Source organism: Pseudoalteromonas sp. SCSIO 43101 (genome assembly GCF_023650775.1).
In the GTDB taxonomy this organism is placed as follows: Bacteria; Pseudomonadota; Gammaproteobacteria; order Enterobacterales; family Alteromonadaceae; genus Pseudoalteromonas; species Pseudoalteromonas apostichopi.
On record NZ_CP072673.1, the window covers coordinates 1,828,958 to 1,850,089 of the forward strand.

Annotated in this window: 19 protein-coding genes; 13 read left to right on the top strand and 6 right to left on the bottom strand. The window is 38.0% G+C overall.

The window, feature by feature from the left end; all coding sequences use genetic code 11:
- Window positions 1–186: 186 nt before the first annotated feature.
- The 11 genes from J8Z25_RS08590 (at window position 187) to J8Z25_RS08635 (ending at window position 10,936) form a co-directional block, all read left to right on the top strand.
- Window positions 187–1,764, top strand: coding sequence for an ATP-binding cassette domain-containing protein (locus J8Z25_RS08590; RefSeq protein WP_250661988.1), 1,578 nt, complete (start codon window positions 187–189; stop codon window positions 1,762–1,764).
- Between the two features lie 59 nt (window positions 1,765–1,823).
- Window positions 1,824–2,204, top strand: coding sequence for a hypothetical protein (locus J8Z25_RS08595; protein WP_250661989.1), 381 nt, complete (start codon window positions 1,824–1,826; stop codon window positions 2,202–2,204).
- Between the two features lie 383 nt (window positions 2,205–2,587).
- Window positions 2,588–2,983, top strand: a complete 396-nt coding sequence (locus J8Z25_RS08600; RefSeq protein ID WP_250661990.1) for a hypothetical protein — start codon at window positions 2,588–2,590, stop codon at window positions 2,981–2,983.
- Window positions 2,984–3,416: 433 nt separating this feature from the next.
- On the top strand, window positions 3,417–3,569 hold the full coding sequence (locus J8Z25_RS20850; protein ID WP_502934602.1) for a major capsid protein P2: 153 nt from the start codon (window positions 3,417–3,419) through the stop codon (window positions 3,567–3,569).
- Between the two features lie 181 nt (window positions 3,570–3,750).
- On the top strand, window positions 3,751–3,888 hold the full coding sequence (locus J8Z25_RS08605; RefSeq protein ID WP_250661991.1) for a hypothetical protein: 138 nt from the start codon (window positions 3,751–3,753) through the stop codon (window positions 3,886–3,888).
- Window positions 3,889–4,201: 313 nt separating this feature from the next.
- Window positions 4,202–4,708 (top strand): hypothetical protein, encoded by a 507-nt coding sequence (locus J8Z25_RS08610; protein WP_250661992.1) that lies wholly within the window; start codon window positions 4,202–4,204, stop codon window positions 4,706–4,708.
- A 696-nt stretch (window positions 4,709–5,404) separates the two neighbouring features.
- Window positions 5,405–5,800, top strand: a complete 396-nt coding sequence (locus tag J8Z25_RS08615; RefSeq protein ID WP_130051501.1) for a response regulator — start codon at window positions 5,405–5,407, stop codon at window positions 5,798–5,800.
- Between the two features lie 7 nt (window positions 5,801–5,807).
- Complete coding sequence (locus J8Z25_RS08620) at window positions 5,808–6,701, top strand: AAA family ATPase (protein WP_130051500.1); 894 nt, start codon at window positions 5,808–5,810, stop codon at window positions 6,699–6,701.
- A 2-nt stretch (window positions 6,702–6,703) separates the two neighbouring features.
- Complete coding sequence (locus J8Z25_RS08625) at window positions 6,704–7,663, top strand: DUF58 domain-containing protein (RefSeq protein ID WP_250661993.1); 960 nt, start codon at window positions 6,704–6,706, stop codon at window positions 7,661–7,663.
- A gap of 1 nt (window position 7,664) precedes the next feature.
- Window positions 7,665–9,605, top strand: a complete 1,941-nt coding sequence (locus tag J8Z25_RS08630) for a transglutaminase TgpA family protein (protein WP_250661994.1) — start codon at window positions 7,665–7,667, stop codon at window positions 9,603–9,605.
- An 8-nt stretch (window positions 9,606–9,613) separates the two neighbouring features.
- Complete coding sequence (locus tag J8Z25_RS08635; RefSeq protein ID WP_250661995.1) at window positions 9,614–10,936, top strand: Na+/H+ antiporter family protein; 1,323 nt, start codon at window positions 9,614–9,616, stop codon at window positions 10,934–10,936.
- Between the two features lie 31 nt (window positions 10,937–10,967).
- Here the strand turns inward: J8Z25_RS08635 and J8Z25_RS08640 are convergent, their stop codons facing one another.
- Window positions 10,968–12,938 (bottom strand): response regulator, encoded by a 1,971-nt coding sequence (locus tag J8Z25_RS08640; protein ID WP_250661996.1) that lies wholly within the window; start codon window positions 12,936–12,938, stop codon window positions 10,968–10,970.
- A gap of 173 nt (window positions 12,939–13,111) precedes the next feature.
- Between J8Z25_RS08640 and J8Z25_RS08645 the strand changes: the two genes are divergently transcribed.
- Window positions 13,112–14,017 carry a gluconeogenesis factor YvcK family protein gene (locus tag J8Z25_RS08645; protein ID WP_178926969.1) on the top strand — a complete coding sequence of 302 codons (906 nt, stop codon included), beginning with the start codon at window positions 13,112–13,114 and terminating at the stop codon, window positions 14,015–14,017.
- Here J8Z25_RS08645 and J8Z25_RS08650 read toward each other — a convergent pair.
- Complete coding sequence (locus J8Z25_RS08650) at window positions 13,982–14,323, bottom strand: Hpt domain-containing protein (protein WP_250661997.1); 342 nt, start codon at window positions 14,321–14,323, stop codon at window positions 13,982–13,984. The two genes, J8Z25_RS08645 and J8Z25_RS08650, sit on opposite strands and share 36 nt — an antisense overlap.
- 20 nt (window positions 14,324–14,343) lie before the next feature.
- Between J8Z25_RS08650 and J8Z25_RS08655 the strand changes: the two genes are divergently transcribed.
- A complete protein-coding gene (locus tag J8Z25_RS08655) occupies window positions 14,344–15,378 on the top strand; it encodes a glycosyltransferase family 4 protein (protein WP_239977078.1) in 1,035 nt (344 codons plus the stop codon).
- Here J8Z25_RS08655 and J8Z25_RS08660 read toward each other — a convergent pair.
- From J8Z25_RS08660 to J8Z25_RS08675, 4 genes are all read right to left on the bottom strand, one after another.
- Window positions 15,347–16,801: a sigma-54-dependent transcriptional regulator gene (locus J8Z25_RS08660; protein WP_178926971.1), complete on the bottom strand. Its 1,455-nt coding sequence runs from the start codon at window positions 16,799–16,801 to the stop codon at window positions 15,347–15,349. The two genes, J8Z25_RS08655 and J8Z25_RS08660, sit on opposite strands and share 32 nt — an antisense overlap.
- Before the next feature lie 103 nt (window positions 16,802–16,904).
- Complete coding sequence (locus J8Z25_RS08665; RefSeq protein ID WP_250661998.1) at window positions 16,905–18,362, bottom strand: SpoIIE family protein phosphatase; 1,458 nt, start codon at window positions 18,360–18,362, stop codon at window positions 16,905–16,907.
- A gap of 8 nt (window positions 18,363–18,370) precedes the next feature.
- The gene (locus tag J8Z25_RS08670) at window positions 18,371–19,069 is read right to left on the bottom strand and encodes a cellulose synthase operon protein YhjQ/BcsQ (RefSeq protein WP_250661999.1); all 699 of its coding nucleotides are present in this window, start codon (window positions 19,067–19,069) and stop codon (window positions 18,371–18,373) included.
- On the bottom strand, window positions 19,066–21,132 hold the full coding sequence (locus tag J8Z25_RS08675) for an SLBB domain-containing protein (protein ID WP_250662000.1): 2,067 nt from the start codon (window positions 21,130–21,132) through the stop codon (window positions 19,066–19,068). Before J8Z25_RS08675 ends, J8Z25_RS08670 begins: the two co-directional genes overlap by 4 nt.

A 21,132-nucleotide genomic window follows, 5' to 3' on the forward strand; every position in this document is an offset into this window, starting at 1 on the left:
CCAATTCTCTTAATTAAGTGGTCTATTTTGAGGCAATAAAACATCGTCGATAACAAGGCAAAAATTTCGTTATTAAGTTGTTCTTAATGAGATATTTTTAACGAAGGTAGCGGCAGGTTTTATCCCTCAAAATGATTAAGTATTATTGTGGATTGGTATCACTGCCCCTGTACTACAGGAGGCACTATGCCACAACTTCAAGCTTTCAATTTATGTTATCAACATGGCAATGGCGATGTTGTATTTAACGACCTTTCATTTTCTCTCACTGCAAAAGTTACTGCGTTAGTTGGCAGGAACGGCTGCGGTAAATCTATATTAGCGTCAATACTTGCTAAGCAAAAAAAGCCAAGCTCTGGCACGGTTGTTTGTAATTCAACCCTTGGCTTTTATGAGCAAATGGACGATGTAAATCAGGCTGATAATCTAACAATTGCAGAGGCTATTGGCTTAGAGTCTATGTTTAATGCCCTTGAAGCGATAAACCAAGGGCAAGTTACAGAGCAAAATTTAACTTTACTAGAAGACAATTGGGACTTACCAGAGCGCTATAAGGCAGAGCTTTTGAGGTTAGGTATAAAAAGCAAAATCCCTAACTCATTAAGCAAATATTTAAGCGGCGGCCAGTTTAGTCAATTAAAGCTCTGGGCACTATTTAACTTCTTTAATCACGATATTTTAATACTCGATGAACCTTCAAACCACCTAGATGCACACGGTAAGCGCTGGCTTATAGAGCAAATTAACAAATTCAAAGGACAAATATTACTGATTAGTCACGACCAAGAATTATTAGAACAAGCACATGAAATATGGGAACTAACAACCCTTGGTTTAACACAATATGGTACGTGTTTTTCACAATACCAAAGTCAAAAGCACAAGCAAGTTGCTGCGCTTGCAAACAAACTAAACCACGTAGTTAAACAGCAAACTATACTCAAAGCAGCAGAGCAATTAAAACAGCAAAAAACACTTAAGCGAGCAGCTCAGGGCGCAGCACTTAGAAAGTCTGGTAGCCAACCTAAAGTGTTAATGGATGCGAAAAAAGATAAAGCCAGTGCAAATTTATCTTCGCAAAGTAAAAATACCGCTAAGCGAGAAGGTAAGCTAAATAGCAATAAACAACAATTTTTAAGTCAGCTTGAACAAGTGAAAGCCCAACAATTTTATTTATCGCAAACAGATGAGGCTAAGCATCACAAAGTACTCAGCCTGGATAATGTAGTATTAGCATATGGTGCCCAAAAGTCGCTAACTTTTCAGGTGTACAGTGATGATAAAGTTCATTTAGCTGGCGCTAATGGCGCCGGAAAATCAACCTTACTTAAAACTCTTATAGGAGAGATACCAGCTAAAGTAGGGGAGTTATATTGCAACCAAGCTCTTTATTATTTAGACCAACATTTTACACTCATAAACAACGAGCTAACCATGCTTGAAAATCTCATGACTTACTGTAAAGATTTAAGCCAGAGCACCGCGCGAACTTTACTTGCAAGTATTGGCTTTAGAAAGGATGCTGTATTTAAACACGCCGCATTTTTGAGTGGTGGCGAGAAAATGAAGCTCGCCATGTGTATTGTTAGTAATATTGAAAGCACTGCATTCTTGTTATTAGACGAGCCTGATAATCACCTAGACTTTGAATCAAAACAGTTATTAGCAAAATCATTACAAGACTTTAAAGGTGGGTTTATAGTAGTAAGCCATGATAAGTATTTCGTAGAAAGTATCGAGTGCAATAAGATAATTGTCATATAAAATATACATTTAAAAATTACCATGCTAGGGTGGTTGTAGGTTTATTACAAGGAATGACAATGAATTTTACAGCCGCTTACCGCATTTTTATTGCTTTATTCATGCTTATTGTAACCGTTGGTTTAGGCATGAAGCTCAATGATTTTACCTCTGTAGTCTACGTGTTTGTGCCGTTATTATTGATGCTAGGAGCTTCATTTATACCGTTTTTTAAAGCACGAAAACTACGTTTAGTACTCTTTGCCGCACCTATTGTTATTCTCTACAGCGTAGGTTTTTATCCATGGCTTACTAATTACCAAGAAGTCTCAGTTTCATCATCAACCTCAACACTCGACTTTATCATTATCCCAGCTTGGGCCACTCTCTACGGCGCGGGGTTTGTAGTGCTGCATGAAATTGGGCTAGGTGTTGCTAGGGCGTTTAATTGGGGGGAATGAAATAGTTTTTAGCCCTCTTAGAGCAAATATTATTTATTTTCAAAATAATCTCAGATGAAATTGCAGATGTTACCTGAGTAAGTTAGGCGCCGCCTTTTTGGAGCGAGTTGTGCAGAAAAGTCCGCAAGTATGGCGGTAGGTAATAAGCTATAACTTAACGACCAAAGGGGGTAGATAAAGTCCTTCTTAACTAAGTTGAATTTATGTAGTGTGCAGCGCTTAAGTCAGTAGCAAGTTATAAGTATATAATCGCTGAAATGGGTTTAACAGTTCAAGAACTGCAATCAATAGAGAACATTGATCGCAAACAAATTCAGTATTGGTTGCGTAAAGGTACTGAACAAGCCAAACTAGAAACAATTAAATTTTAATGGGTTTACATTTTGGATTTAAAAAAAATTGAGTCTGTAATAAATTTCTTATTAATTATACAACCACTTCTTATAGCTATAGTTACCATATTTACTTTTATTGTTGCATATAACTCTTTTCAATTTAACCGAAGAACAAAGAAATCAAATGATGAAGTTGAGTTGTTAAACATAAAGAAAGAAACGCTAATTTTATTGCATAAACATATTGCCATGCAGAAAGATGTTCTAAGTAATCTAAATAAAATTTATTTTGATAATAGGCATAAGAACAATTCAATATTTATTAGAGAGCACCTAAAGATAGTTGAAAGAAAAATTGAGTCTGTAAAGGGCACTATCTCAGAGCTTGAAAAGTTAGATTTACTTCAAGAGAATAGACTTGATAGATATACAACTATTAGTTAAGTCAAGCAACTCTACAACGATATGGACACGGAGGTTTTTCAAAAATCATTATTAATAAACAGGATTCTTGATAGTGATAATGATGTTTTTGAGTCTGCTAAAAAATTTGCAGATCTTAAATTTACAACTTTGAAAAGGTATGAAGATGCAGTAAATCGGTTCAAAAAAGCTAATGAGAATTTTGATATATAGTGAAAATATTTGCTTTTTTGAACTAGGCCGTATTCGCTATAAGTAAAGCTAATACGGCCTTTTTTATATCCCTTTACTCTCCAGGCTCCAATCCCGTGCAACTACATTTGGAGCCGCACATGTTTACTAAAAATCGTTTGATCACTGTTGCTATGGCATTAGTTTTTTTGCTGCTATCAACAAAGTTCGCGCATTGCTTACAGTTTAAAACTTAATTAACTAGGAGCTGTCAATACGCAATATTTCAAAACTTCCAAGTATTACAGCCGTTGAACCTGGTAACACAGTTTCTTTAGACGTTCCCGTTGGTCTGACATACGACAAAATCCACTTCAAATATTCAGACACCACAGAAGTCAAATTCTGTGTGTTAAACAGATTGGTAACTACTTAAAACCCAATCAAAGACTCTAGGCTTGAGCATTATTAAAGGTGTCTTCATTAAACACGAATCGAAAAGGATTTGAATGGTGGAGTTACTTGAGATTTATGGCTAATTTCCTTAGACCTTAATTAGTTTGACGCTAATTTCCTATTAAAACCGCAATACCGAGTTTTAATTGATGGTTTAGTTGATGCTGAGAATAACTCTAGCAGCGAAGGGGCAGGGTATGACCGCCGATGCAAACTCAATAAACCTACTTTTAATTGTTATTGTTCAAATTGGTGGCGCGTACGCCACCGTTGCCAAAGTGAAAACAGATATTACTTAGATAAAGCGCGTAATTGAAAACATGGTGAAGATATAACGAAACTACAGGATAAATATTGCTATCTAAGACACATTTAAAGTTCGTAAGACTGAGTAACGCTTATGAAGCTAAACCCAATTTCTAGCTTAAATTAAGTGCACAAACAGATACTTTGAGTAGACTTTGATTTGGAAATAACATTAAGTTAAATTGACAGTTAAGTATAAGGAAGAACAGAACACTAAGGATAGTTTTGAATAAATTCATAATTTTTCTTTTTTTATTACCCCTCGTTATTATCTCTTTTGGTGCTTCAGCAAACGCAGGACTCCCTATGATTATGCTGGCAGTGCCTGTGTATTCGATTTCTTTGTTACCAATAATTGCTATTGAAGCAATATACCTTCGAAATAGCTTAAGTTTAACTAAAGCACTATCGGTAAAAACGGCATTTGTTTCAAACTTAGTATCTACAATTGTTGGGGTTCCTCTAACTTGGGTAATTCTTGTTTTAATACAAATGCTGACAGGTGGTGGCGGAGCGTATGGCGTGGATACATTTGTCGGCAAAATGTTAGCAGTAACGTGGCAAGCACCTTGGTTAATCCCTTATGAATCTGACTTACATTGGATGATTTTATTTGCAGGGTTATTCCTACTTATTCCATTTTATTTTGTATCATGGTGGTCTGAATTTTTAGTTTCAAAGAAAATGCTTGCAGATACCGGACTCAATAAAAATGACATTAAGACTAAAGTTAGGAATGCAAACCTAATCACATATAGTTTGTTAGCGTTTTGGCCAATTGGCTGGTACGTAGTTGGCTACGTATTAATGTAACTGGGAGTTTTTGAAAGTCTAAAATTAATAAATCATTTTTATATTCAGAAATTGTAAATTCTTACAAAGCAGTTGATCACTCATTTTGATTAATTCATTACCAATGATATTCAGCGTCTAACTTACTTAAATCAAATCGTACAGCTGCCCAATTTGAATTTGTAGGGCATCTAAGTGGCTTTGGTTATAACGAACAGTAAATCATAGTCAATGAACTTAAAGCCATTACGGTTACAGGCAGTGAAAAAATTGCTTTTATATTTTTGGGAAGCCGTACAAGAAAGGCATTTCAAATCTAGGTTTGTAAAAAGTCATCGTTGTAGTCTTATTGGAATGAAGTAAGTTTGGTTGAAAATTTACAAAGTAAAAATGAGCAGTTTATAAAAAACTATAAAACCGTGAAAACCCAAATTAAGCAAAAAAGGGGCTAAAAAACCTTAAAATCTAACGACTAGTGAGGCTGGTTATAAAGACAAATATCTTATTTAACATAATATAAATTATAGGAAGTAACGCAATGGTATATCGTGGTACCTATTCTTTATATACGCTAAGTCCAATACTAGACGGTATCGGACATAGTGATGGTGTTTTGTCATATTATCTATTTTATTAGTCTGAGTTTCTTGAGCTTACTTATCGCATGACATATATTAAAACTATCAACTTAAGATGTAACGATAAGATGTAAACGATATGGAATTTGTGAAACCGTTAGAACCTATTCTGATAATCGACGATATGCAAGATATTCGCGACTATCTAAATCAAATTTTAACTGGTCTTGGTTTTGACGATATTTTAGAAAGTCGAGATTTTGAATCAGCCAAAACTCTAATTGAAGAAAAGTCACCAAACGTTATCTTTCTTGATATTGAGCTACCTAACACTGACGGTGAGGAAATTCTTGAATATTTGAATGACCGACATCCCCATACTCACGTTGTTATGTGTTCAGGTCATAACAGTCTTGAGAATGTTCAAAACACTTGGGAATTAGGCGCCCGAGGTTTTATTGCTAAACCTTTTAACTCAAAAAAAGTCGACTCTGTTATGAAACGTCTAGAATTGATGGAAACCATAACAAATTAAGTAGTTTATGAATTCGACAATCCAACTCATAATTGATGATCTGTCTACGGTCATTTTTGGCAAACAACAACAAATTAAACTTGCTTTAGCATGCTTATTCAGTAAAGGTCATTTGCTCATTGAGGATTTGCCTGGTATGGGAAAAACCACTTTATCTCATGCACTTGCAGCAGTTCTTGGATTGTCGTATCAACGTATTCAATTCACAAGTGATTTATTACCTTCTGATATTCTTGGTACAAACATTTTTGATGCTAAAGAACATAGTTTTTCTTTTCATCAAGGCCCTGTATTTAGCCAAGTTGTTTTAGGTGATGAAATTAATCGTGCTGGTCCTAAAACACAAAGTGCGCTTTTAGAGGCAATGGAAGAAAAACAAGTGACGGTGGATTCGGTTAAACACGCCCTACCATCACCATTTTTTGTTATTGCAACTCAAAACCCAGTGCACCAATCTGGAACTTATCCGTTACCAGAGTCACAATTAGACCGATTTTTCATGCGTATCAGTTTAGGTTTTCCTGATAAACAAGCCGAGAAAAACCTTATTTTAGGTCTAAACAACCGTAACTATGATGATTTACCTGTTCGCATTAACTCAGAACAACTCGCTGTTATTCAAAAAGAAATTAATACTGTAACAATAAGTCATACGGTTGTTGACTACATACTCGAACTAGTCGCTTTTACTCGCCAAGATAGTCATTTTGTAAACCCATTATCACCAAGAGCAAGTATTGCACTTGCTCGTGCTGCAAAGTCATGGGCGTATATCGAAGGTCGTGATTTTGTTTTGCCTGAAGATGTACAAGCGGTTTTTCCTAGCGTGACTGATCACCGATTGGGGTTAAATTCTGGCGACAGTGGTTATGCACTTAAACATGTGCCTGTAAGCTTGTAAACATGTTAAAGCGCCCTGCTTTTGTTAAACAATTTCGTCAATTAGTTTTTAATAAGTTATTAAAAAACAAACATAAAAAAAACGAAATTGAACTCCAACATAAAACTATTTATGTGCTTCCTTCTAAACTTGGTGGGCAGTTTCTAATAATTGCCCTACTTAACTTTGTGATGGGTATTAACTATCAAAATAACCTTATATTAGCGATGGCTTATTTAATGGTTGTTGTTATGGTATTTGCGATACTAACTGGCTATAAAAATGTCAGAGGTTTATTGGTTAAATATCTTTCAGTGAAGGAAGATTATGCACCCAAAGCGCCCGTAGCACGCTTTGAACTACAAGCAAAATCACGCTGCGAATTAGTAAAACTAATCAATAATAACATCGAATCTGAAGCTGTTTCACTACAAAGCAACGAGAAAAACTTAGTTGAAATAGCACTTAAATGTAGCGAACGTGGTGCTTATTGCTTTGATAGAATAAAAATCATTAGTCATTTCCCTTTTGGCTTAGTGTCGGTTTGGAGCTACATAGAGCCCATAGATACAGTTTATGTTTATCCAAAGCCAATACCCACAGAAAAGCTTGATACACAACTTCAAGACAATGACGAACATGATGGCGATAATGCACAAATCAAAGCCGGTAATGATGACTTTTATCAACTCACTTCTTTTGTGCAAGGCACTGCACTTAATAAGGTGTCGTGGAAACACTACGCTAAAACTCAGCAGCTATTAACGAAAGAGTTTACCAGTGATGCATCACAGGAATTAGCTCTTAATTACAATACGTTAACAGGAAATAACGAGCATCGATTAAGCCAATTATGTTTTTTAGTAAACCAGTTAACCGATCAACAAATCGCTTTTTCGTTAACTTTACCCAATAAACATATCACAAAAGGTTTAGGGCGAAGTCATCAAGAAACTTGCCTGAAAGCTTTAGCGGAGTTTTAGCATGAATACCCCGCTTATTAATACCGTTTTATCACTTCTGTTTATTGTTATTAGTGGTTTTTTGTTTACTGAAGTAACTACTCCATTTCTAGCCATATTGGCTGGCCTCAGTTTTTTAAACCTGTTTTTAGGTAAATTTTATAAAAAACTAAATGGATTGGTCGCGAATATGTTGGCAGCAATTTGCTTAGTTGCCTTATTTGTTCTGGTTGGCGTGGGCGATACAGTAAAGCTATTTGTATCGATGATGCTACTTGCTAGTAGCTTTAAATTATTACAAGCCAAAACCGTTAAACAGTATCAAACCGTTTGTTTACTTGTGTTTTTTAACCTTTCAACGGTGTATTTATTCCATCAAGGATTGTTTGAAACCTTGATTGTGAGTGCACTTTATATTGTTAACTTTGCGGTGCTTGGCTATTTAACTAGCCCACAAAGCTTTAAGGCCGCTAATAAACAAAGTTTTAAAACCATACTACTAGCTTTACCCATAGCGGCATTTTTGATTTTGTTTTTACCGAAAATACCGGCGTTTTGGCAATTACCGGGGCCAAAACTTGCTAAAACAGGCTTATCAGAACAGGTTAACCCATTCTCGATTGCGAAATTAGCTGAGTCAGATGATTTGGTTTTTCGGGTAGAACAACAGCCTGGGCAAGCCTTACAGGCCCCCTATTACTGGCGCAGCCTTATTCATGATGAGTTTAATGGCAGTGAATGGTTAATATCGGACATTTTGAAATCTCAACAATTTAACCAAATTCGCCGTACAGTTACTCAAAGTAATAGCGTAAATTATCAGATTATTGCAGAGCCATCATCTTCAAATTGGTTGTTTGCCCTTGGGTTTGCACAAAGTGCTAATTCAGATGTGTTCTCTACTTACAATGGTTTGTTAAAGCGAAAAGGTAACTTAAACAAAAATATTAAATACGTGGTAACCAGTAGTGAGGCTATGCTGAGCCTAAATAACTTTGAAAAACGCTTATACACTCGCTTACCTAAAACAACCAATCCACAAACAACGGCACTAGCAAAACAGTTGTCTGCTGAGCATGAAAATGCTCAAAGTTACTTTAATGCACTACTTAATTACTTTAATCAGCAGCAGTTTGCTTACACATTAACACCTACGCCTATGTATGGTGATAATACACTAGACCAGTTTGTATTTGATACCAAACGGGGCTTTTGTGGGCACTATGCGAGCACCGCTGCATTTATGTTTCGTGTTGCCGGTTACCCTGCCCGTGTTGTGTCAGGTTATTTAGGTGGTGAGCAAACTAAAGCATCTACTTTAAACATATATCAATACGATGCTCATGCGTGGGTTGAAGTGTTCTTTGATGAAAAATGGCATATATTCGATGCAACCGCTGTTGTTGCCCCTGAGCGTTTAAACGGCTCGTTATCTCAGCTAGGTGATTTAAATGAAAGCTTTAACGACAATCTTAACTTTGGTTTAAAACGTTGGAGCCATTTTAAAGCAATTAACTGGTTGCGAATTCACCTTGAAGAGCTCGATTATAAATGGACTAACTGGGTGCTTACGTTTGACCAAGAATCACAGCAAAGTTTGTTTGATTCACTGTTTGGTAATAAGTCTGCATGGCTAACACCATTAATTGTATTAGGTACGTTATTACTGAGCTTTACTGGTTATTTCTTATATAACAAACGCCCTATTCGAAGTAGTGAACCGTTGGTTGATGACATCACTAAGCTTTATCAGTGGGCAAAAAAGCAAGGTATAGAGCCTCTAGACACTAACACGCCACTACAAAATATTGCTTTAATTAAACAGCAAAAGCCTAGATCAGAGGCATACCTAAGCGAGTTTGAGCAAATAATCATCGAAGTACGTTATCAACAGCATTCATATAACCAAAACCGCAAAAACCGCGTGCGAGTTCTGTTAAACTCTCTCAAAACAGCCAAATAGAGAACAATATGAATGCAGTAATTGTCGGCGTTATGTTGATGCTGATCCTGACACTTTGTCGAATTAATGTCATTGTGGCGATGACGCTAAGCGCAATTGTTGCGGGTTTGACCGCAGGCCTGGGTTTATCTCAAACCGTTAATGCATTTAATGATGGTTTATCGGGTGGCGCTGAAATAGCGCTTAGCTATGCGATGTTAGGTGCATTTGCGGTGGCTATATCTAAGTCGGGTTTAACACGCATTTTAGCGTCTAAGTTACTAAAGCAAGTAAACGAAAACAGCCATAAAGGCGAAACTACACTTAGTTATCTTATATTAAGTATTATTTTGCTGTGTGCGATTTCGTCGCAAAATTTGATACCCGTACATATTGCTTTTATACCCATTCTAATTCCGCCATTACTTGTGGTGTTTAACAAGTTACGCCTTGATAGACGTGCCATTGCGTGTATTTTAACCTTCGGCTTAGCTACCTCTTATATGGTGCTACCTTATGGTTTTGGTGGCATTTACTTATACTCGATACTACACAAAAACCTCACTGAAAATGGCTTAGAAATTGTGAATACACAAGTACCGATGGCAATGATCATTCCAGCTATTGGAATGTTGTTTGGTTTATTCGTTGCGGTGTTTATTAGCTATCGAAAACGCCGTAGTTACGACTCGCATATTTTAACAGAACAACAAAATGAAGTTGTGATAGAACAACCTAAAAAGGTATTAGTTGTGGGCATAACAGCCGTACTTTGCTCTTTAGTCGCACAAAATATCAGTGATTCAATGATCCTTGGTGGTCTTGTTGGTGTGGCCATATTTACCTTGTTTGGTGTTGTAAAACTTGAACAAAACGGTGATGTTTTTAGTAAAGGCATTGCTATGATGGCGATGATTGGCTTTATTATGATTTCTGCACAGGGCTTTGCTTCAGTTATGCAAGCAACGGGTGATGTAGCCTCATTAGTTAGCTCTGCAGCAGGTATCATTGAAGGTAATAAACCTCTTGCGGCTGCATTGATTTTACTCGTTGGATTACTAATAACCATGGGCATAGGTAGCTCGTTTTCGACGGTGCCAATTATCGCGACTCTATTTGTACCATTATGCTTGGAACTAAATTTTTCGGTAATGGCTACAGCTGCACTGGTTGGTACTGCTGGAGCACTAGGTGATGCAGGCTCCCCTGCTTCTGACTCAACACTTGGCCCAACATCCGGTCTAAATGCAGATGGTCAACACGACCATATTTGGGATTCAGTGGTGCCCACTTTCATCCATTTTAATATTCCGCTACTTGTTGCTGGCTGGGTTGCGGCAATGGTGTTGTAAAATAAAGAAGCCCCATTATTTTGGGGCTTCTTTATTGGCTAAACAAAATGCGTAGTGCGCGGTTTAGATCATGAAATCGAATTGGTTTGGTCAGCACTTTGTTCATACCAGCCTCAAGGCAAGTGGCTTTATCTTGATGTGATGCATTAGCTGTTAAGGCAACAATGGGTAAAGTCATTTTTAATTCTTCACGCATGTATTTAGTTGCGGTAATACCATCCATCACTGGCATCATCATATCCATAAGAACTAAATCAAAGTGTTGCTGTTGTACCTTATCGATCGCTTGTTGGCCATTATCTGCAAGGGTAACGTGGTGATTGAGCTTTTCTAAAAAGGTTTTGATTAGCACTTGGTTGGTTTTGTTATCTTCTGTAACAAGAATAGCCATTGGTTCAAGAGTTTGCTCATGCTCTATTGATTGCTGATCATCGGCAACAACAGAATATGGAATATAAATAGTAAACTTAGTGCCTATATTGATTGCACTAGCTACTCTAATCTCGCCTTTCATTAAATCAACAAGGCTTTTGGTAATGCTAAGCCCAAGGCCAATCCCTTCTACTTGTCGATTAACACCATAGTCATGCTGTTTAAAGGCATCGTAAATGGTGGCTATTTGAGATTGAGAGATCCCCTGCCCAGTATCTGCTATCTCAAATAACAAATGGGTATCATTGAAGTCAGCGTTAAAATTCACTGTGCCTACTTTGGTAAACTTGAAGGCATTATCTAAAATATTAAACAGAATTTGCCCGACCCGGACCCCATCAATATTAATTTTGTTGGGTAAGCCATCGCTTATCTCTGTGGTAAACAAGACATTAGAGCCTTGAGTGGTTTCTTGAAACTGTGCAGTAATATTTTTAACTAACGCATTTATATCTGTTGCTTTAACATCAAGCTCCATTGAGCCACTTTCAATTTTTGAAAAATCCAGTACATCACTGATCAAATCAAGCAATAAGTCAGCGCTTGAGTTTGCGTAATCAAGCCAACGAGTTTGTTTGTCATTAAGTTCTGAATCGGCTAACAACTCCAACATGCCGACAATGGCGTTCATAGGAGTTCTGATCTCATGGGACATCACAGTTAAAAACTGTGACTTTGCTTGGTTTGCTTCTTCTGCTTTTTCTTTTGCTAATTGTAGTGCTTGCTCACGCTCTTTGTTAACCGTGATATCTTTTGCGATGCCTAAATAGCCGCGAAATTTCCCGCTTGAATCAAATTGTGGCTTACCACTCAAAGAGACCCAGGCCGGAGGCGACGAATTAACTTCAAATTCAAAATCTAAAAACTCAGCATGATCTGCCAGCAAGTGTTTAAAGTGTGACCATTTTTTTAAATGATTTTGTTCCTGCTCAGTGATAATGGCATCAAAATTTTTATGTAAAAAATGGCGTTTGTATAAGTTACTATGGCTGGCGGTAGTTAAAACATTAATAAAGTGCTCATCTTTATTAGTACGCCAAAACCATTCGCTGGCGAAGTCTCTGAATAGTTCTGATAACTCTCCAAGTCTTGTTAGTAAAGAGGTTGAGTGAAACTTTTGCCGGTTAAGCCTTGTTTGCGCAGCTAATTGAACCGCTACTTGCTGTAATAAGATTTTGATTGCGGTTTGTGATTTATCATTAAAACTAGCCTGCTCTTTTATATCGAAAAAGACCAAGCACTGCGTTGTGTGTTCAGAGATATCAACATGAAAAATTAGGTTATTTACGAACTCATTACTATAAAACAGTGAGTTATCTTCATTAAATAACCACTGTGACTGCGCTTGTTGTAACTTTGACTTTAATATTGTTTCGTCAAATTCAATGTACTTAATAGTACGCATTTCGAGGGATGCTTTTGAATCTTCGAAGTTTATTAAGCAAAACTCTTTAAACGAAAAATATGGCAGAAGCACTTTTTCAAGTTGAGCTTTTAATGCACGGCTATCATTTATGCCATGAAATGCCGTTAGCTCAAGTTGTAATTGCTCTAAGTTTAACTCTGCCATTGCCATTCCTAGTTAATATTGCATCGCATATTGCAAATATAGAAAACAGTTCTCAGTTTAGCCATAAAAATATCAAAATAAATTATTTAAATTTCATTGTGTTATATAAATCCGAACACTTGGTACGGGCCATGCTTCCTAAATATTAAATAAGCTTAATTAAGGCGAGTGTTATGAAAATAGTATGTATAGGCGGCGGACACGGTTTATCCCATATGTTAAGCGCTATTAGACCTCACTGCGCTGAACTGACAGCTATTGTTGCAACCACAGACAACGGCGGCAGCACAGGTAAATTACGTCAAAGCCAAGATGTAGTTGCCCTTGGTGATATTAGACGCTGTTGTTTGCAATTAGCTGATAGTGACTCATTAATCCATCAAGTTTTTCACCATCGTTTTGATGGTGGTGAACTCAATGGCCACAGCCTAGGTAATTTAGCCTTATTAAGCTTAACCCAACAAACTAATTCAGCAACTCAAGCTGTAGCTTGGTTCAATGCTATGCTGGGCAATTCAGAAACGATTCTACCTATGTCAGACGAGCCGACCGATTTACTAGCGGTTATGTCATCAGGCATCAAAGTATTTGGTGAATGCGATATTGATTCACAAGAAGAGCTCCCAGACTATTTAACGCTCTCACAAGATGTGAATGCTGCTCCTGGTGTGGTTAAAGCTATTGAAAACGCCGATATGCTAATAATTGGCCCTGGAAGTTTAATTACCAGTGTAATGCCTGCCATGTTAGTTGAAGACATAGCTAAAGCGGTGCAACAAACATCAGCATGCCGATTGTTTATCGAAAATATTGCCAAAGAAGCCAGCGTAATTAAATCGCTCGATATGCAACCGGTTGATTGGCTCGAAGGCATGCTTGGTTACCGGTTTTGTGACATGAGTATCTCTTTAGATGCGCTTAGTGAAATTGTGTCTCACTTTGACGATGTTGTTAAATCGCCAAACCAGCAGCACGACATTGAGCAGCTAAGTAATGTATTTGGCGAAATATTAAAAATGCCGTTAAGCCTAGAAGCTGAGGAACTAGTCAGTAGCAATCAAACTTTGCGCGTGAGTTAGCGTTTGTGCAAATTGGTCTTGCAGTAAGGCTATTAAGCTTTGTAGTTCATCGTCAAATTGTGATGCCTTCGCTTTTTGCTCAATTTGTTCTGCAAGGCCGCCTACGGCTAATGCCCCGTAACTACGGCTACTGCTTTTTAAACTGTGGGCATTTATTTCGATTTCAGACTGTTTCGTTGCGTCAGCAAGATCAGCAAGATCAGCAACGATTTGGCGGGACTCAGTGATATATACCTGCAAAAGTTGTTTTGCTAGGTCGTCACCAACATCTTGTTGTAATTGCGTATAGGTCGCAGTATCTATCATGGTCTCACCTTGGAGTGAATATGAAATACAGTGTTATTTTATTCGTAGATTCAAGCTTAATTGGTGGCATCGAAAGCCATTTGATTGCCATGAGTAAGCTGTTAGAACGATATAATATTATGAGCTCGGTACTATTTTATCAAGATCATAATAACCGTGAATTATATAAGCGCTTAGAAAATGCAAATATCACTTTCGGTTTTGCTGGCGGAAATTTAAAAAGCTTGAACGAAATACTAAAAATGTTTCCTCGCTCAGCGTTAATCCACACCCATGGGTACAAGGCAAGTATCATGGGCAAGTTAGTGTGTCGCTGGCAAAACCGCCCTTGTATTTCAACCTATCATGCCGGTGAAGCAGGCACGGGGAAGGTTTATTTTTACAATAAGCTCGACAAACTGCTAAGTTACTTTTCACTTAACTTTGCTGTTTCTAGCAAACTCACCGAAGAGCTTTACAATGCTGAATTACTTGAAAATTTTATTCCAGTAAATGAGCATACTAAAGTTTTAGGTATAAAAAATAATGATCAATTAAACGTTGGATTTGTTGGTCGTTTATCCCATGAAAAAGGCCCTGACATTTTTATTGAAACAGCCAAACGATTCAACACACCTAACTTAAAATTTCATATGTTTGGTGATGGCCCTATGGTCAATGAGCTTGATATGTCAGCGGTGAGTTATCATGGCCAGTGTGACCAACGAAAAATATGGCAACAACTTGATGTATTGGTGATCTGCTCTCGGGCTGAAGGTCTACCTATGGTGGCATTAGAAGCTATGGCACACGGGGTACTCGTTATTGCATCGCCTGTTGGTCAGTTACCACAGATAATAAAGCACCTATCAAATGGGTTAATGATGACTGAAAGTACAAGCGACGCTTTGCATAAACAGCTGAACAACGTACTTATGTTGAGCGTTGATCAAAGAAGTTACATGCAAGGCAATGCACAAAAACTTGTTCAACAACGTTTTTCTGGAGAGCAGCAATTTAAGCAGCTAGATAGAGTCTATAGCTCTAGCTTACTTGCATCTCTTCCCAGCTTTTAATTTTACGATAAATCGTAGATGGACTCACATCCAAAAGAGCTGCAGCTTTAGGAATATTGTTATCACAAGCATCAATGGCTTGCTCAATATAACGTTTTTCTACTAACCAAAGCGGTTCAATATCAGCTTGAGAAAATGCTGTTACTACTTCGCTCATTACAGGAGCAGATTCTGTTGTCGGTGTTACAAGGCTCTTTGTTGCCATGCTTTCTGAATTAACAGTGGAAATAGCAGCTGTGGCTGTATGTGTTTGGCCTTGTGCATTTGGTAAGGCTGGGATCATACTCGCTTCTATATAGTCTTCATCATGCAAAACGAGAATGTTACGAATAGTATTTTCTAATTGGCGAACATTACCAGGCCAGGCATAGCTTAAAAACAAGTTTTTAACCCCTTCTGACATGCCTTTGTATGCTCGTCCTTCTTCTTTACTGATCTTTTTAAATAACGCATCAGCAATTTCTATTACATCTTTACCACGCTGATTTAATGGGGGTAATGCAATAGGGATAACATGTAAGCGGTAATATAGGTCTTCACGAAAACGGCCTTCTTGCACTTCTAATAATGGGTCTCGATTGGTGGCACAAACAAAGCGGACATCAACTTTAACTTCTTTTTCGCTACCTACTTGCTGATAACAACCGGTTTGAATAAAGCGCAGTAGCTTACTTTGTAAATTTATGTCCATTTCACATAGTTCATCTAAAAACAAAGTACCGCCATCGGCTTGTCCTGCGGCCCCTTCCCGGTTGGCTATCGCACCGGTAAATGCTCCCTTTAAGTGACCGAATATTTCACTCTCAATTAAATCCTTAGGGATAGCTGCACAGTTAAGCGCTACAAAAGGTTTATTAGCACGAGGTGAGGCTAAATGCACCGCACGGGCACATAGTTCTTTACCGGTTCCGCTTTCACCTGTGATAAAAACAGTAGCTTTACTCGCTGAAGCAGATTTTATGATTTGATAAACAGATTGCATCTCTGATGAGCTACCAATCAAATCATAATATTTACCATTCTCGTAGGTCGTCTGATAACTTTTGACTGTTTGTTTTAAATCTTTAAGTTTTAATGCGTTGTTTACTGTAATGCGAAAACGATCGGCTTCGATTGGTTTTTCTAGAAAGTCACTGGCACCGAGTTTAATGGCTTTGATTGCCATTTCTTTAGTGGCATGCCCTGTTAAAACAATCACTTGTGGAGCTGAGTCTGGGTCTAAAGAGGATAAAATATCTAGCCCGTTCATATCTGGCAGCATAACATCTAAAATCACTAAATCAGGCTCAAACTCCTGCAGAGCAACTACGGCTTGTTCACCATTGTAGGCAATGCGTGTTTCGACCCCGGTTGGAATCAAATATGATTGGTACATCAGCGCTAGCGATTCTGTATCTTCAACAATGAGTATTTTAGGTGGCATTACAGACTTCCTTTATTATCGTTTTATGCTGAGATAAAGTGATTATTTAACAGTTCCTTATTAGTAGCTTAGTGCGTATTTGACCGGTTTGTAAACTCAAACTTTAGTGTTTATTGATCACAATTAACGAGGCATCGTCTATTTCAGCAGTTAACTCAACCTGGCTTGCCTGCCAAAGTGCATAAGCAAACTCTTCACTTTGCACATTTTCGTCAGTTAATTTAGTAATAATTTGGTCTACATCGCTTAATTGCTGATTATCAAGCCAACCATCGGTGAATAATAAAATGTGTTCAACGTCATTTAAGTCATAACTATAATGTTGATAAACATGATCATCACTAAGGCCTAGTAAGGGATCAGTGCCGCTTAGCTGTATCAATTTGCCATTTTTGGTTATCACACAGGGGGCTGGGTGGCCTGCGTTAAACCAGTGAAGTGTGTTATTTTCAATAAAACTTATTAGTAAAGTGACTAGACTATTTTTACATAACCGCTGTTCATACAGGGCTTGGTTTAAGGTTGTTAAAACGTTTTGTATTGGGATTTCTGTCGCTAAACAGCCACTTAAAAAGCCCTTTATGGCAAAACTTTCTTTTAGTGCTGTTATACCGTGCCCCATCATATCGCCAATGATCACGGGCGCTTGCTGCTGGTGGGGGTACATACAAAAATCTCCTCCATTTTGGCTGATAATTGAGCCAAAATTATAGGCATTAAACTCCCCTATTTTTTGCCTTGTTTGCATACGCTCTTCGTTAATTAAATACTTTAATGCAGAAAAACGATGCACAATGCGCTCGATACTTTGTAATAACCGAGTTTTGCTAACGGGTTTTACTAAATAATCATCAACACCTAACAGGTTTATACGTTTTATAAGTTCTTCACTGTCATCACCTGTCAGCATAACCACAGATAAATTAGTTTTTAGGTTAGATTGATTAAGCTTTTTAAGTAAAGGCTCACTTGTGCCATTTTTAAGTTTATGATCAAGCAATAAAATTGTTGCCCCAGAGGTGAGAATTTCTTGCCAACCCGATTCACTGTCTTCACAGCAAATAACCTGAAAATGCTCAGATAAATAAGCATTCAGTAAAGCAAGTTGTGCTTTATCATCGTCTATGTATATAAGCGTGGGTCGTTTATCGATATTGGTTAAACAAAAAGAGAATGTATTCTGTTGGCCAACAGTTTTATAACAAGCGTTTGGAAAGTAATGCTTGATGAGCGCAACCCCCATACCCCCTTCAACTAATTCACCACTGTCTAATTGCCACCCTGATGCTTGTTGATTAAATAAATCATAGCTTGGCATGCTGTCTTTAAATTCTATTAGCAGCTGTTTATCGGGCAGTTTATGCATAGCAAACTGCACATGCATTGACGTTTCTTGGCTATGGCGTAACAGATTAGTTAGGTATTCGGTTGCTACTAACCCTGCTGCATCTATATCTTGATTTTTAACACTGATCGCCGTCAAAACATGTTTTAAAATATGGCGAATCTCACTGACTGTAGGCCAGTCTAAACTAAATGATCTTTGATATAAGCAGTCCATACAGGTTCTCAATAAGGTAAAAACAACCAGCGCTGTTTAATAACTTTGTTTAGTAAGTACTCTGTCAGTTTAGGCCATCTAGGTTCTAATGTTTTAAGCGTTTTAACGATACGGCTACCCAATGGAGCAAACTGATGCTGAGCAACAACAATTTTTACATTATTAACGCCTGCGTGTTCTAGATTAGCCACACCGTGACATAAAGCTTCTTCGTCGTTATAACCAAGAGATACCGTTAAAAATGTCAGTTCGGTACATAAACTCAGAGCATGCAGTGGTACATTGCCACGATTGCATTTAAGAGCAGGGCTCATATCTAAAAAAATATAGTCGTACTCTTGCTTTATGCGCTCAATAGCATCATTTAGTACACTTTTATTTTTGACCGATTCGAGCTCTTTAAGGTGCTGCATGGTGAGCAAATCTACTTGCTCAGTATTGATAATATTCAACTGACATGAAATATCACTGAAGCACCAAGACTCCGGTGTTTCTGGCTTTTCGAATTTAAATGGATTTAACGGATTTAAGTCGATAATCAGCACTTTGGCGGCTTGCAAACTTAAGCGTTTTGCGATACTGGCACAAAGTGATGTAGAGCCCTCGTTGCCGGTTAAAGATATAAAGCAAATACAACGCGCTTTGCTGTTATCTATTTCATTACACACGGCTTCAAGTTCTTGATATTGTGCTGGTATTAGTTTCATAAGCCCACCACTAAAGCAACAACAGTAATAAAGTCTAAGAAGTTTGATTTAAACTGGCTCATTAAATCCTGACCTTTGTCTGGCACATATAAGGTATCGCCAGCGCGTAACACAGGGATATACGCTGAGTTAGGGTTTTTAACAAACTCTTCTAAATCAAATACACGAGACTGTTCTTTACAGCATGAATGATTTACCACCACGATTTTGTCGATAAGCGCTGAGCTTGATGGGCCGCCCGCTTCTGCTAGTACGTCAAGTACCGTCATGGTGTCATCAAAGCTATAACGACCAGGCTTTTCAACTGCGCCCATGATGCGAACTACTTGCTCTTTTGGCGTACGTAACCAGTCTTTATCTTTTTCTGGGATATAGATGGTATCGCCCGGTAAAACGTGTGGAAATAAGGTTTCATCACCGGTTTCAAAATACAATGCAAGGTTTAATTTACTGACTCTTGCTGAATTGCCGTTACGATGAGTAATACGAATATTGCGTAAGTCAGCGTTATCTGTAGGGCCATCAGCAGCGGCCAAAATGTCGATAAAGTGCATATTGGTATTAAATGCATAGCGACCTGGTGAGCCCACCTGCCCCATAATGTAAATAGACTTGCTTGATTCTTGACGGATCCATTGAGATTTATTGTCTGCAGGGTCAACTGGTAACTCTTCAACAATAATGGTGTCGCCGGCAATTAAACTTGGTAGTGCATACTTACCCGAATCATTTATGGTGTATTGCTCTAAATCGAAACGTTTAGTCACCTCACCGTTTCTAACAATTTTAATATCATTAATATTGGCACCTTTAGTTGGACCGCCAGCATGGGCAAGTAAATCAGTAAAATCCATTTCAGGGCTCCACTCATAACGACCGGGAGATAAAATGGCACCAATAATTTTGATTGCACGTTTTGGTGGTACTTTTAACCAGCTTTTTTCGTTTTGATCTGTTTTCTCTGGGACAAAAATGACATCTCCTGGGTTTAGGCTTGGCACTTTTACTGTTACTAAACCTTCGCTGTAACCTTGTAGGTCAAATAAGATGCTTTCGCCTGCTGGAGTTAAGATTTTAATCTGGCGAGTTTCTGCAAAACGGGTTGGGCCACCTGCATTAGCCAGAATATCCAAAAAGCTGGTGCTTTCGCCTGCCTCATAAGCGCCCGGCTTTTGTACTTCGCCCATGATATAAACTGTTCTTGAAGTGGTATTTACATCATCAACCATGATTGGCACATAAATAGTAGAACCCGCTTTTAGCTCTGGCATAGTGTCGTTATTAGGTTTATCTAAATACGCTTTTAAATCGAACACGACTGGGGTTTTATCTACGATAACGCGAATTTTGGTTACATCTGCATAGCGGGTTACACCCTCAGCACGCATTAGCGCATCGAGTACACTCATGTTTTCTTTAAATGAAAAGCTACCAGGATTGTGCACCTCGCCAAGTAAAGTAATGGCACTGTTATCACTTGCATCACCTGACGCACTTAAGGTTTGTGCATCAAAGTCAATTTGTACGTTACCTAACAACGGAGACACTGGAACAAAGACTGTGTCAGCACTTTGTAATGCAGGTAATAAGTCAATGTTGCCTGAATCTAAGTAGGCTTTATAGTTAAACTCAATCACATCGGTGCCACGGCGGATTTGTAAACGGTCTAACTGAGCGCCAGGTTTTAAGCCACCTGCACGGGCTATTACCATTTGAATATTGCCATCTTTAGGGATACTCACTTGTGATGGGTCGTTCACATAGCCCATTACATTGATGAAAATATCTCGAGAATGAATTTCGACATAAAAGTCATCCATCGCCACATACATTTCACTTAATGCAGTTCGTAATTGGCTTTGTACATCGTCTAACTGTAAGCCTGCTACTTTAAAACGACCTAGTTCAGGTAAGGTAATAGCCCCTTCTTTATCAACTTCAAACGGTTCACTAAATTCAGCTTCACCAGGTAAATACAAGTAAAGTTTATTACCCACTTCAATTTCTTCTGCAGATGAGGGTAACGTGAATATGAGTAAGCAAAGTAAGATTAACTGTTTCAT